At 65.1% G+C, this 12,890-nt stretch carries 10 protein-coding genes and 1 tRNA gene; 4 read left to right on the top strand and 7 right to left on the bottom strand.

All coding sequences use genetic code 11. From position 1 onward, the window contains the following. Positions 1-65: 65 nt before the first annotated feature. A complete protein-coding gene (locus tag HCO70_RS02975; RefSeq protein WP_172292921.1) occupies positions 66-572 on the bottom strand; it encodes a GNAT family N-acetyltransferase in 507 nt (168 codons plus the stop codon). Positions 573-780: 208 nt separating this feature from the next. Between HCO70_RS02975 and HCO70_RS02970 the strand changes: the two genes are divergently transcribed. Next, positions 781-4,224 carry a pyruvate carboxylase gene (locus HCO70_RS02970; protein ID WP_172292919.1) on the top strand — a complete coding sequence of 1,148 codons (3,444 nt, stop codon included), beginning with the start codon at positions 781-783 and terminating at the stop codon, positions 4,222-4,224. A 69-nt stretch (positions 4,225-4,293) separates the two neighbouring features. On the opposite strand, the gene HCO70_RS02965 is transcribed toward HCO70_RS02970, so the two are convergent. Then, entirely contained in the window at positions 4,294-5,865 is a 1,572-nt protein-coding gene (locus tag HCO70_RS02965) for a DUF6351 family protein (RefSeq protein ID WP_172292917.1), read from the bottom strand. Positions 5,866-5,984: 119 nt separating this feature from the next. Continuing rightward, entirely contained in the window at positions 5,985-6,449 is a 465-nt protein-coding gene (locus HCO70_RS02960; RefSeq protein WP_172292915.1) for a cupin domain-containing protein, read from the bottom strand. Positions 6,450-6,598: 149 nt separating this feature from the next. Here HCO70_RS02960 and HCO70_RS02955 point away from each other — a divergent pair, with 149 nt between their 5' ends. Then, complete coding sequence (locus HCO70_RS02955) at positions 6,599-6,988, top strand: MAPEG family protein (RefSeq protein ID WP_172292913.1); 390 nt, start codon at positions 6,599-6,601, stop codon at positions 6,986-6,988. A 45-nt stretch (positions 6,989-7,033) separates the two neighbouring features. Here the strand turns inward: HCO70_RS02955 and HCO70_RS02950 are convergent, their stop codons facing one another. Then, positions 7,034-7,387 carry a hypothetical protein gene (locus tag HCO70_RS02950; RefSeq protein ID WP_172292911.1) on the bottom strand — a complete coding sequence of 118 codons (354 nt, stop codon included), beginning with the start codon at positions 7,385-7,387 and terminating at the stop codon, positions 7,034-7,036. A gap of 149 nt (positions 7,388-7,536) precedes the next feature. Here HCO70_RS02950 and HCO70_RS02945 point away from each other — a divergent pair. Then, a tRNA-Gly gene (locus HCO70_RS02945) sits at positions 7,537-7,611 on the top strand. Between the two features lie 81 nt (positions 7,612-7,692). On the opposite strand, the gene HCO70_RS02940 is transcribed toward HCO70_RS02945, so the two are convergent. The 3 genes from HCO70_RS02940 to HCO70_RS02930 form a co-directional block, all read right to left on the bottom strand. Next, entirely contained in the window at positions 7,693-9,147 is a 1,455-nt protein-coding gene (locus HCO70_RS02940; protein ID WP_172292909.1) for an NAD-dependent succinate-semialdehyde dehydrogenase, read from the bottom strand. Positions 9,148-9,291: 144 nt separating this feature from the next. Continuing rightward, a complete protein-coding gene (locus tag HCO70_RS02935) occupies positions 9,292-10,476 on the bottom strand; it encodes an acyl-CoA dehydrogenase (RefSeq protein ID WP_172292907.1) in 1,185 nt (394 codons plus the stop codon). 95 nt (positions 10,477-10,571) lie between these two features. Then, entirely contained in the window at positions 10,572-11,189 is a 618-nt protein-coding gene (locus HCO70_RS02930) for a TetR/AcrR family transcriptional regulator (protein WP_216665241.1), read from the bottom strand. Between the two features lie 250 nt (positions 11,190-11,439). Here HCO70_RS02930 and HCO70_RS02925 point away from each other — a divergent pair, with 250 nt between their 5' ends. Next, complete coding sequence (locus HCO70_RS02925; RefSeq protein WP_172292903.1) at positions 11,440-12,825, top strand: aspartate aminotransferase family protein; 1,386 nt, start codon at positions 11,440-11,442, stop codon at positions 12,823-12,825. Positions 12,826-12,890 lie beyond the last annotated feature (65 nt).

Genomic DNA, 12,890 nt, shown 5'->3' with positions numbered 1-12,890 from the left:
GGTGCACCGCGTTCGCCCTGCCTTGACGCGGGTTGATATTGCGGGAGCCTCCGGCGGGGATATTTTCAACCAGAAGAAGCGTGCGGATTTTTCGGGGTATCCAGGCGGTATTTCCGGAAGGTGCTGCCGTCGTAATCGACTTCTCCCACGAAGCGCGCGCCAAGGCGATCGAGGCCGCGCAGATGCCTGCGCGAGGGCGGCAGCAGGAAGGTCACGTAAGGGATGCGTTCATCTGCGCGGGCGAAGGCCAACGCATGGTTGGTGATCCGCGTGCCCAGCCCGAACTGTCCCGGTTTCAGGACAAGGCCGTAGTCCCAGTCTTCGCCTTCCTTCTGGAAGCCGCCCCAGCCGACATATTCGCCGTCGGCCAGGATGGCCCAGTGGCCCAGGCCGTCCCGCTGCCAGCAGGCTTCCTTTGCTTCGACAAACGCGGCGCAGGTGTCCTGGGTCCATCCGCCCTTCGCGAGCGGCATATGCTCGGTCACGCGCGGGTCGGACATATGTGCGATGATCTCGGCCGGCGCGACCTCTGTCAGGCGGACGAATGAGATATCGGGAAGGTCTCTGGGCATCGGGTACAAGCTGGCTCTGCCGAATTGACGGATGAAATGATTGCGGCGTCCCTCTTAGAGCCGTGAAGATCACATCGGAAGTCACATTGGCGCGTGGCGAGCGTGTCTGCACCGCCCCACCGCCGCGGCGCAGAGAGATTCCAGTTTACGCAAACGCGACAAAAGATATTCTGCACCTGCACAATAACCATTAACCGGAGGACACCCGATGGCCGATTTCAAGAAGATCCTGATTGCAAACAGGGGCGAAATCGCGATCCGGGTGATGCGGGCAGCGAACGAGCTCGGCAAGCGAACGGTGGCCGTCTATGCCGAGGAGGACAAGCTTTCGCTTCACCGGTTCAAGGCCGACGAGGCCTACAAGATCGGCGAGGGGATGGGTCCGGTGGCGGCCTATCTGTCCATCGACGAGATCATCCGGGTCGCCAAGATGTGCGGCGCGGACGCGATCCATCCGGGCTATGGCCTGCTGTCCGAGAACCCGGATTTCGTGGAAGCCTGCGCGGCGAACGGCATCACCTTCATCGGCCCCAAGGCGGAAACGATGCGGGCGCTTGGAGACAAGGCGTCGGCGCGGAAGGTGGCGATTGCCGCGGGCGTGCCGGTGATCCCGGCGACCGAGGTGCTGGGCGACGACATGAAGGCCATCGCCAGGGAAGCCAAGGAAATCGGCTATCCGATGATGCTGAAGGCCTCCTGGGGCGGCGGCGGCCGGGGCATGCGGCCGATCATGGGGCCGGAAGAGCTGGAGTCGAAGGTCAAGGAGGGCCGGCGCGAGGCCGAGGCGGCGTTCGGGAACGGCGAGGGTTACCTCGAGAAGATGATCATGAAGGCGCGTCACGTCGAGGTGCAGATCCTCGGCGACCAGCACGGGCATATCTATCACCTGTGGGAGCGCGACTGTTCGGTCCAGCGGCGGAACCAGAAGGTGGTGGAGCGGGCCCCTGCCCCCTACCTGTCGCCGGCGCAGCGCGAACACCTTTGCAGTCTCGGCAAGAAGATCGCCGAGGCGGTGAATTACGAATGCGCGGGCACCATCGAATTCCTGATGGATATGGAGTCGGGCGAGTTCTACTTCATCGAGGTAAATCCGCGCGTGCAGGTGGAGCATACCGTGACCGAGGAGGTGACGGGGATCGACATCGTGCGGGCGCAGATCCTGATCGCCGAGGGCAAGTCGCTTATGGAGGCGACGGGGGTGGCGTCGCAATATGACGTGCATCTGGACGGGCACGCGATCCAGTGCCGGATCACCACAGAGGACCCGCAGAACAACTTCATCCCCGACTACGGGCGGATCACGGCGTATCGCGGGGCGACGGGGATGGGGATCCGGCTGGACGGGGGAACGGCGTATTCAGGCGCGGTGATCACGCGGTATTACGACTCGCTGCTGGAGAAGGTGACGGCCTGGGCGCCGACGCCGGAGGCGGCGATCAAGCGGATGGACCGGGCTTTGCGGGAGTTCCGGATCCGGGGGGTCAGCACGAATATCGACTTCGTCATCAACCTGCTGCGGCATCCGGTGTTCCTGTCGAACGAGTACCATACCAAGTTCATCGACCAGACGCCGGCGCTGTTCGATTTCCGGCAGCCGCGCGACCGGGCGACGCGGCTGCTGACCTATATCGCGGATATCACGGTGAACGGGCATCCGGAGACGGAGGGGCGGCAGCGGCCGCATGCGGAGCTGAAGCTGGCGCGGGTGCCGGCGCTGCGCGTGGATACGCCGCCGGCGGGCACGCGGCAGATCCTGGACGAGCGCGGGCCGGACGGGCTGGCCGAGTGGATGAAGGAGCAGACGCGGCTGCTGGTCACCGACACGACGATGCGGGACGGGCACCAGTCGCTGCTGGCGACGCGGATGCGGTCGCTGGACATGATCAAGGCGGCGCCGGCCTATGCGGCGAACCTGCCGGAGCTGTTTTCCGTCGAGTGCTGGGGCGGTGCGACGTTCGACGTGGCCTACCGGTTCCTGCAGGAATGCCCGTGGCAGCGGTTGCGCGATATCCGGGCGGCGATGCCGAATATCCTGACGCAGATGCTGCTGCGCGGGTCGAACGGGGTGGGTTACACGGTTTACCCGGACAACGTGGTGCGGGCCTTCGTCAAGCAGGCCGCCGAGAGCGGGGTCGATATCTTCCGCGTCTTCGACTCGCTGAACTGGGTGGAGAACATGCGGGTGTCGATGGATGCGGTGGTGGAGGCCGGGAAGGTCTGCGAGGGCACCGTCTGCTACACTGGCAACATGCTGGACCCGGACCGGGCGAAGTATGACCTGAAGTATTACGTCGGCATGGCCAAGGAACTGGAGAAGGCCGGGGCGCATGTGCTGGGCGTCAAGGACATGGCCGGGCTTCTGAAGCCGGTGGCCGCGAAGGTGTTGTTCAAGGCGCTGAAGGAAGAGGTCGGGCTGCCGATCCATTTCCACACCCACGACACGGCGGGCATCGCCTGCGGGACGATCCTGGCGGCGTCGGAGGCCGGGGTGGACGCGGTGGACTGCGCAATGGACGCGCTATCGGGGAACACATCGCAGGCGACGCTGGGCACCGTCGTCGAAGCGCTGACCATGACGGAGCGGGATACCGGGCTCGACATCGGGGCGATCCGCGAGATGTCGAACTACTGGGAAGCCGTGCGCGGCCAGTACGCGGCGTTCGAGAGCGGCATGCAGGCGCCGGCGTCGGAGGTCTATTTGCACGAAATGCCGGGCGGCCAGTTCACCAACCTGAAGGCGCAGGCGCGCTCGCTTGGGCTGGAGGAACGCTGGCACGAGGTCGCCGAGATGTATGCCGATGTGAACCTGATGTTCGGCGACATCGTGAAGGTGACGCCGTCGTCCAAGGTCGTGGGCGACATGGCCCTGATGATGGTGTCGCAGGGTCTGTCCCGCGAGCAGGTCGAAGATCCGAAGGTGGAGGTTTCCTTCCCGGACTCGGTAATCGACATGATGCGCGGGAACCTCGGCCAGCCGCCGGGCGGGTTCCCGGACAAGATCGTCAAGAAGGTGCTGAAGGGTGAGAAGCCCAACACCGAGCGGCCCGGCGCGCATCTGCCGGATGCGGACCTTGAAGCGACCAAGAAGGAACTGTCGGAGAAGTTTCCCGAGGATGAGATCGACGACGAGGATCTGTGCGGATACCTGATGTATCCCAAGGTCTTCACCGACTATTCGTCGCGGCATCAGATCTACGGCCCGGTCCGGACCCTGCCGACGCGGACGTTCTTTTACGGGATGGAACCGGGCGAGGAAATCTCTCCCGAAATCGCGCCGGGCGTGACGCTGGAAGTGCGGCTGTCGGCTGTCGGGGAAACCAACGAGGACGGCGACAAGCGGGTGTTCTTCGAGATCAACGGCCAGCCCCGGGTGATCCGGGTGCCGGATCGCAAGGTGGCGGGCGACAAGGCGGTGCGGATGAAGGCGGAGGCCGGAAATCCGAACCATGTCGGCGCACCGATGCCGGGTGTCGTGGCAACCGTCGCGGCGCAGGTCGGGGCGAAGGTGAAGCAGGGCGACCTGCTGCTGACCATCGAGGCGATGAAGATGGAAACCGGCCTGCATGCCGAGCGCGACGCGGTCGTGAAGGCCGTGCACGTCACACCGGGCGCGCAGATCGACGCCAAGGACCTGCTGGTTGAACTGGAGTAGCGGGCCAGAAACGCGAACCGCCCGCAACCGGATGGTGGCGGGCGGTCCGACAGGTTCAATGTATAACGCCTACGGCATCTCGCACGCGTGGCTGGCTGCTTCTCCGGCATCTCCCTCGCCGTCATAGACGGCAACCGAGGGATACGGGCAAAGCAGGCTTTCGCGGGTGGCCGCACCGTCGGCTTCCTGCACCGCGACGATGGTTTCCGGCGCCACGCCGTTTTCCACCCAGTCGATCAGCGGCGTCAGTGCGTCGAGCTTGTCGGGCCCGTAGCCTGTGCGGCAGTGGAACATGCCGGGCACCATGAACAGGCGGTAGAAATCGGGAACCTCTGCTTCGCCCATCTCGGCCCTGACGGACTCGTAGTAGTTGACGCCCATCATCGGATTGAGCGCGGGATCGGCCCAGCCGAAATAGGTGATCAGCTTGCCGCCCTTGTCGCGGAACGCCGACAGGTCCGGATCGGTCGCGTCGAGGATCTCGCGGATCATGCCAATCTCGCCATAGCGGCCGGCGATGTCGAAGCTGCGCCAGTCGATATCGGTGCCGCGCGCCGGCAGCAGCGCCATGTTCTGCACGAAGGTCTCACCGTAAAGACCCTGACGGCTGGGTCCGCTGTCGTTGACGATCCACTGGTTCCAGCCGCTGAAGCCGTTGGTGTCGACGCCCTCGACGCCCCACGGCACGCCGGGGAAAATCTGTTCGCCTTCCACGAAGACGCCTGCATTGATCTTGCCGATGGCCTCTGCCTGTTCGGGCGTGAAGCAGGAGTCGCTTGCTTCGCCCTCACATTTCGGCAGATCGGCGGCAGGGTCGAAGTCGCATTGCCGCGGGTCGGTGATCAACCCGTCCTCGACGCCGTCGATGGCATCGCACTTGCCCATTACCGCCTCGGCAAAGGCGCCAAGCTGCGCTTCCGAGATCGGGGCGGCGTCGAGCATCTGCGCGTTGTAGACACCCCAGAGTTGCGTGCCGGTGAAATCCAGCACCGGCGCGCCCGCGACGATGCCGTCGAAATCGCCGGGGAACCGCTGCGCCGACATCAGGCCCTGGCGCCCGCCTGTGGAGCAGCCGTCCCAGTAGGAAAAGGCTGGTTCGCGGGTGTAGTAAGACGCCGCCATGATCTTGCTGAGCGAGACGGTTTCATGGACCGCGCGGAAGGCATAGTCGACCAGCGCGGCGAGGTCGCCGTCTGCGAAGCTGCCCAGCGGTTGAGTCCGGGCGTCATGGCCGGTGTTCTGCTGTACCGTCAGGAAGCCGCGGGTCAGGGCCATGTCGCGCGTCCCGACCCGGCTGGCCGCGGTCAGATCCTCGCCCGCGTAGCCCCCGTTGCCAAACATGTAGAGCCGCCGGTTCCAGTTATCCGGCAGGGAAATCTCGAATTCGATGGCGGGGCTGATGATGCCGGTGACGCGGCAGAAGCCGGTGCCGTCGACCTCGGCGGTTTCCGCCTTGAGGAACGACACGCCCTCGAAGCTGGCGGCATTCAGGGTGTCGCATGCTTTTGCCGCGGAGACGGGCGTGGCAAAATCGGCCGCATCGGGGCTGGTGAAGCTGAAGCGGTTCTGCGCCTGCAGCGGCAGGGTCAGTGAAAGCGCTGCGGCCACGGCCGCAGGCCCCACAAGTGGGTTGATCTTCATGGGTTCTCCTCCTCTTCCTGGGCGAATGCTACGTCTCACCCGGGGATTCGATCAAGGAAGTTAACCTGTTCAGATAGCAGCTTCCGGTTGCATCTTCGCCTGGCTGGGCGCCGCAAGGGTCAGTCGGAATAGGCGCTGTCCGCCGGTTTCAGACTGGTGTCGAACCAGAGGTCCCCCGGCAGTGACCGGTCGCGCAGACAGACGCGGTCGCGGTCGGGATAGGTGATCCGGTCATAGGAGGCGCGGGTGCCGACGACAAGGCAGCGCGTCGGTGCGTCGGAGCGGTTGATGAGGCAATGCCCCACCGGCTCGTTCGCCCTGAAGGTGGCGGCGTCGCCGGGATGCAGCACGGTTTCCTCGTCGCCTTCGATCAGGGTGATCTCGCCCTCCAGCACATAGATCATCTCGTCCTCGGCGCTGTGCCAGTGCTTGATCGACGAGCTGGAGCCGGGCGGCAGGATTTCGACGAAGGCGCCGAACTGGGTCAGGCGGTCTGGGTCACTGATACGGATACAGCGGCTGGGGCCACAGGGGCCGTCGCCGTTCAGTTCGACATGCATGTCGCCTTCGGGGATTGCAGGCATGGGATGGGTCCTCTTCGGGTGTCTCGGGGTTACCATGGCACGGAAGGACGACGCCAAGGCAAGCACGCCGTGCCAATCGGCGGTGCGCCGCTTGCCAAGGGTCTGTTCCCCGCCTAGGTCTTCGGCAACGCAAGCAGAACGGGGCGCGCATGATACCGACGATCACGCCGATCTATGCGGGCCTTATTGCCCTGCTGTTCCTTTTCCTTTCGCTGCGGGTCGTGGCCGGGCGGTTCCGGCACAGGATCTCTGTCGGGGACGGCGGCGAGAAGGACATGGTCAAGCGGATGCGGACGCAGGCGAACTGCGCCGAATACGCGCCGGTCGGTCTGTTGCTGCTGCTGATGGCGGAGCTGCAGGGGATGGCGCCCTGGGCGCTGCATGTGCTGGGCGGGCTGCTGCTGGCGGGGCGGGTGCTGCATGCCTACGGCTACGGGCGGACGCCGCAGATCGTGCTGCTGCGCCGCGTCGGGATGTTCGGGACGGTGGCGTCGATTTCGATCACGGCGGTGGCGGTGATGTGGATGGCGCTGGTGTGAGAGTGGCGCGCCGGGGACGGGCCCGGCGGAGCCCTGTCTGATCGGTCAGCGCGGAACCACGGTCAGAGGACTGGCGCCGTCTTCCCCGAAATCGAGAATGAGCGTGAACACGGCGGGCCAGTCGCTGCCCGGCAGTGCCGCCTTCAGCACCCGTGTTTCTCCTGGCGGCAGGGTCAGAGGCAAGGATGCGAATGCGGTGGAATCTTCTGCATAAATGCCGAGAAGCTCGGTCTGGTATTGCCCCCTGTTCGTCAGCGACAGGTCCAGTATCAGGGCATTGGGCGTCCTCACCGATGCGTCAATATGTGCGGCCACCTCCTGCGGACCGTGGCCGGCATGCGCGAAGGCTGAGACCGGAGCGGCGGCGAGCCCCGCCAGGATGAAACGACGTCTGAGCATGTGCGCCTTCGTTGGCCTCGAATTCCGGGTCCGTAAGACGTTCCGTGACGGCAGATTGCCGAAAATTCGCCAGAGCTGTAGCCGATTGATGCAAATTCCCCCTTGCAGCCCCTTCCGGTTCTTTATAAGTGACGGCTCACCCAACGGATGCGGGCGTAGCTCAGGGGTAGAGCATTACCTTGCCAAGGTAAGGGTCGTGAGTTCGAATCTCATCGCCCGCTCCAATATCTCTCCATTGCGAGACGACGTGCAAAGGCGGCCATCGGGCCGCCTTTTGTCGTTCTGCGCTGGTCGCTGGGAACGGTTCACCAGTCGGTCGAGATGTACTGCGTTTCCATGAATTCGTGCATGCCCTCATGTGCGCCTTCGCGGCCGAGGCCGGATTGCTTGGTGCCGCCGAAGGGCGCGGCGGGGTCGGAGACGAGGCCGCGGTTCAGGCCGACCATGCCGTAATCGAGCCGTTCCGAGACCTGCATGCCCTTCTTCAGGTCCTTCGTGAAAACATAGGCCACGAGGCCGTATTGCGTGTCGTTGGCGCGGCGGACGACATCGTCGGTGTCCGAGAAGGTCTGCAGCGCGGCGACGGGGCCGAAGATCTCGTCGTGGACGCATTCGGCGTTTTCGGGGACGTCGGTGAGGATCGTGGGCGGGTAGTAGAAGCCCTTGCCGTCCTGCGCCTTGCCACCAAGACGGAGCCTGGCGCCCTTGGAAACGGCGTCCTCGACGAAGGCCGCCACCTTGTCGCGGGTATCGGCATTGACCATCGGTCCGACGTCGACGGAGGGGTCGAGGCCGTCGCCGATCTTCAGCTTGCCCATCGCATCGGCGAGCTTGTCGGTGAAAGCCCCGGCGACGCTTTCGTGGACATAGATGCGGTTGGCGGCGGTGCAGGCCTCGCCGAGGTTACGCATCTTGGCGAGCATGGTGCCCTTCACAGCCTCGTCCAGATCGGCGTCGTCGAACACGATCAGGGGGGCGTTGCCACCAAGTTCCATCGCCGGTTTCAGCACGTTGTCGGCGGCGGAATGCAGGAGCTTGACGCCGGTCGAAGTGCTGCCCGTGAAGCTGATCACGCGGACGCGCGGGTCGTGCAGCATCCTGTCGACGATCTTGCCGGACTGGCGCGAGGGCAGGACGTTGACGAGACCCTTGGGCACGCCTGCTTCTTCGAGGATCGGCATCAGGGCCAGCATGGTCAGGGGCGTTTCGGAGGCGGGCTTGATCACGACGGGACAGCCGGCGGCGAGCGCGGGCGCGATCTTGCGGGTGCCCATCGCGGCGGGGAAATTCCACGGCGTAACCAGAACGGCGATGCCCGCGGGTTTGTGGTGGACGACGATGCGGGCACCGGTGGACGGGCCGCGAGAGAGCATGCCCTCGTTGCGCACCGCTTCCTCGGCGAACCAGCGGAAGAATTCGGCGGCGTACGCGGCTTCCCCCATCGCGTCGGCGCGGGGTTTGCCGTTTTCGAGGGTGATGAGGCGGGCGATGTCCTCCTGCTGCGCCATCATCAGTTCCCACGCCTTGCGCAGGACCTCGGAGCGTTCGCGGGGTGTGCGTGCTGCCCAGCCGGCGAAGGCGTCTTCAGCTGCGTCGAGGGCGTCCATCGCGTCGTCTTCGGTGGCCGAGGCGACGGAGGCGAGGACGGATTCGTCGGCGGGGTTCAGGACATCAAAGCGGTCGCCGCGCCCGGGGCGCCATTCGCCGTCGATATAGAGATCTGTCTTTAAGCTCTCTGCGGTTTGCAGCGTGTCGGGCATGGCGGTCTCCTCCTGATCGCTGCCGGCGCGGGGTTGGCCCGCACCGGCTGGTTCAGTTCAGAGAGTTGGCCTTGGCGCGGACAAGGGCAAGCCCCGAGTTGCGCCGGTTCTCTGTGTGGAACGCGGGCAATCGCCCGGCTGGACCTAGAAGAACGCCTGGAGACCGGTCTGCGCCCGGCCGAGGATCAGCGCATGGACGTCATGCGTGCCCTCGTAGGTGTTCACCGTTTCGAGGTTCATCAGGTGGCGCATCACCGGGTATTCGTCGGAGATGCCGTTGCCGCCGTGCATGTCGCGCGCCATCCGGGCAATCTCCAGCGCCTTGCCGCAGTTGTTGCGCTTGGCGAGCGAGATCATTTCGGGCGACATGCGGCCGCTGTCGAAGAGGCGGCCGAGCTGGAGAGACGCGAGCAGGCCGAGGGTGATCTCTGTCTGCATGTCGGCGAGTTTCTTCTGGTAAAGTTGGGTCTGGGCCAGCGGCTTGCCGAACTGCTTGCGGTCGAGGCCGTAGTCGCGGGCGGCGTGCCAGCAGGCTTCGGCGGCCCCCATCGCGCCCCAGGAGATGCCGTAACGGGCGCGGTTGAGGCAGCCGAACGGGCCTTTCAGCCCCTCGGCATCGGGCAGCAACGCGTCCTCGCCGACCTCTACGTCGTCCATGACGATCTCACCCGTGATCGAGGCGCGGAGCGACAGCTTGCCTTCGATTTTCGGCGCGGTCAGGCCTTTCATGCCCTTTTCCAGAACGAAACCCCGGATCGCGCCGTCATGCGCCTCGGACTTGGCCCAGACGACGAAGACGTCGGCGATGGGGCTGTTGGTAATCCACATCTTGGAGCCGCGAAGCTTGTAGCCGCCGTCGGTCTTCACCGCGCGCGTCTTCATCCCGGCAGGGTCGGAGCCGGCATCGGGTTCGGTCAGGCCGAAGCAGCCGATCCAATCGCCTGTTGCGAGTTTCGGCAGGTATTTCTTGCGCTGCTCCTCGCTGCCATAGGCGTGGATCGGGTACATGACGAGGCTGGACTGCACGCTCATCATCGAGCGGTAGCCGCTGTCTACCCGCTCGACCTCGCGGGCGACGAGGCCATAGCTGACGTAGTTTGCGCCGACACCGCCGTATTCCTCGGGGATGGTCGCGCCGAGCAGGCCGAGTTCGCCCATCTCGCGAAAGATCTCCGGGTCAGTCTTTTCCTGCTGGAACGCGTCGCGGACGCGGGGCAGCAGCCTGTCCTGCGCATAGCTGCGCGCGGTGTCGCGGATCATCCGTTCCTCTTCGTCGAGGCTGTCCTCGATCCGGAGGATATCGTCCCAGTTCTGTGCAACGTTGCCCATGTCAGTGCTCCGCTTTCATGTGGCGCCTACAATTACCGACCGATGGGTAGGTAAATGGGTGCCTTCGTTGAGTCAAGCCCGCTCGGGGGCCCCTGTCACCGGGGCGCGAGGCCTGCGAGGATCAGTGTCGCATAGCCATCGGCGATCTCTGCCGCGTTCTTCGGGCCGGTCGGCTGATACCAGCGCGCCATCCAGTTCAGCATGCCGAGAATGCCGCGCGCGGTGGTCGGCACGTCGTCGGTCTCGAAGGCGCCATCCGCGCAGCCGTCGCGGATGATCTGCTCGAGGAACCGCGTGTAGTTCCGGCGCGCGTCGATCTGGTTCTCGGTGTATCCGGTGGTGTCGCCCCCTGCCCGGCCGATGAAGCTGGCGCGGTACTTGTCGTGGTTTTCCTGCAGGTAGCGGCCGTGCGAGACCATGAAGGCGCGCAGGCGGGTGTCGTGGCCGTCGGCCTGCGCGACCGCTGCCTGCGCATTCTCCAGCATGTCGGACAGGACAGACAGGACGATGGCGTCATAGAGGTCCTGCTTGGAGCCGAAATAGTGATAGATACCGGCCTTGGTCATGCCCACGGCGCGGGCGACGTCCTGCAGCGAGGCGCCCTCGTAGCCTTTCCCGGCGAAGAGGCCCGCCGCCGCGCCGAGGATGCTGCCGACCGGGTCGGTCATGCTGGGCGGCCGACCGGGACCGGGGCGGGAGGCGGTGTCTGTCATGGCCCAAGCGCTAGTGGAACGGGCAAGGTGCGGCAATGGCAATCTCCCCCGCCGAAAGCGGCCCCGCGGGGCGTTCTGTGCGGGTTTCGGGGCATTTCCGCCCGTTGACGGGGGTTGAACTGGCGTTCGGGACGCCTCACAGATGGGCGAGGCGACTCACCGGACGTACCGGCCGGGCGCTGGCCCGTGACGGCCAGGCGCAGCAAGCTGCCGACCACGAACATATGCGACCTTGATGCGGGAGATCCCAATGGAAGATATCGTACGCCCCAACTCACCTGCTGCCCGGGATATCCGCAACGTGCTGCACCCGTATACGAACGCGCGGCGGCACGAGGAGCGCGGCCCGACGATCATCAAGCGTGGCGAGGGTATCTATGTCTACGACGACGAGGGCAACCAGCTGATCGAGGGCATGGCCGGGCTTTGGAGCGTGGCGGTGGGCTTCAGCGAGCCGCGGCTGGTCGAGGCGGCGCAGAAGCAGATGTCGAAACTGCCCTACAGCCACATCTTCAGCCACAAGTCGCATGATCCCTGCATCAACCTGTCGGAAAAGCTGGTGGAGATGACGCCCGAGGGGCTGGATCACGTGTTCTTCACCAACTCCGGGTCCGAGGCGAACGACACCGTCGTGAAGATGGTCCGTTACTACAACAACGCCATCGGCCGGCCGGAGAAGAAGAAATTCATCGCCCGGAAGCGCGGCTATCACGGGATCACCATCGCGTCGGGCAGCCTGACCGGCCTGCCGCTGAACCACGCGGATTTCGACCTGCCGATCGCGGGCGTGCTGCACACCAACTGCCCGCATCATTACCGCTATGCCGAGCCCGGCGAGAGCGAGGCGGACTTTGCTGACCGGCTGGCGAACGAGCTGGAAGAGATGATCCTGGCGGAAGGCCCCGAGACCGTTGCCGCCTTTATCGGCGAGCCGCTGATCGCGGCGGGCGGCGTCTATGTGCCGCCGGAAGGGTACTGGCAGAAGATCCAGGCGGTGTGCCGCAAGTATGACGTGCTGGTGGTGGCCGACGAGGTGATCACCGGCTTCGGACGCACCGGCAAGCTGTTCGGCAGCCAGACCTTCGGGATCGAGCCCGACATCATGGTGGTGTCGAAGCAGCTGACCTCTTCCTACATGCCGCTGGCTGCCATCATCTTTTCCGACAAGCTGTACCAGGGGATCGCCGACAACTCGGCGAAGCTGGGGTCGTTCGGCCACGGCTTCACCGCCAGCGGGCATCCGGTGGCGACGGCCGTGGGGCTGGAGAACCTGGCGATCATCGAGGAGCGTGACCTTGTCGGCAATGCCGCGCGGGTGGCGCCGGTCCTGCAGGACGGGCTGCGCGCGCTGGCGGATCACCCGCTGGTCGGCAACGTGCGCGGCGTCGGCCTGATCGCGGCGGTTGAACTGGTCGCGGACAAGGAAACCAAGCGGCCGTTCGATCCCGAGGGCAAGCTGGGGATGCAGGTTTATGAACTGGCCCAGAAGAACGGGCTGGTCGTGCGCGCCATCGGCGACAGCATCGCCTTCTGCCCGCCGCTGATCATCGAGGAAGGACAGGTCCGCGAGATCCTGAAGCGGTTCGAAATGTCGCTCAACGAAGCGGAAGGCTGGGCTCGGGAGAACCTGTCCTAAGCTTAAGCCGCGGAATTCAAGAAAGCGCCTCCGGTCGAAACCGATCCGGGGGCGCTTTTCGTTTC

Source organism: Pseudoruegeria sp. HB172150, from assembly GCF_013184805.1.
Taxonomy (GTDB): Bacteria; Pseudomonadota; Alphaproteobacteria; order Rhodobacterales; family Rhodobacteraceae; genus Psychromarinibacter.
Note: the sequence above shows the minus strand (reverse complement) of the source record. Positions and strands in the feature narration are given on the sequence as shown.

What these genes read in the sequence shown, in the direction of transcription:
- HCO70_RS02975 (WP_172292921.1), bottom strand. Translation starts at nt 572, where the DNA reads ATGCCCAGAGACCTTCCCGATATCTCATTCGTCCGCCTGACAGAGGTC.
- HCO70_RS02970 (WP_172292919.1), top strand. Translation starts at nt 781, where the DNA reads ATGGCCGATTTCAAGAAGATCCTGATTGCAAACAGGGGCGAAATCGCG.
- HCO70_RS02965 (WP_172292917.1), bottom strand. Translation starts at nt 5,865, where the DNA reads ATGAAGATCAACCCACTTGTGGGGCCTGCGGCCGTGGCCGCAGCGCTT.
- HCO70_RS02960 (WP_172292915.1), bottom strand. Translation starts at nt 6,449, where the DNA reads ATGCCTGCAATCCCCGAAGGCGACATGCATGTCGAACTGAACGGCGAC.
- HCO70_RS02955 (WP_172292913.1), top strand. Translation starts at nt 6,599, where the DNA reads ATGATACCGACGATCACGCCGATCTATGCGGGCCTTATTGCCCTGCTG.
- HCO70_RS02950 (WP_172292911.1), bottom strand. Translation starts at nt 7,387, where the DNA reads ATGCTCAGACGTCGTTTCATCCTGGCGGGGCTCGCCGCCGCTCCGGTC.
- HCO70_RS02940 (WP_172292909.1), bottom strand. Translation starts at nt 9,147, where the DNA reads ATGCCCGACACGCTGCAAACCGCAGAGAGCTTAAAGACAGATCTCTAT.
- HCO70_RS02935 (WP_172292907.1), bottom strand. Translation starts at nt 10,476, where the DNA reads ATGGGCAACGTTGCACAGAACTGGGACGATATCCTCCGGATCGAGGAC.
- HCO70_RS02930 (WP_216665241.1), bottom strand. Translation starts at nt 11,189, where the DNA reads ATGACAGACACCGCCTCCCGCCCCGGTCCCGGTCGGCCGCCCAGCATG.
- HCO70_RS02925 (WP_172292903.1), top strand. Translation starts at nt 11,440, where the DNA reads ATGGAAGATATCGTACGCCCCAACTCACCTGCTGCCCGGGATATCCGC.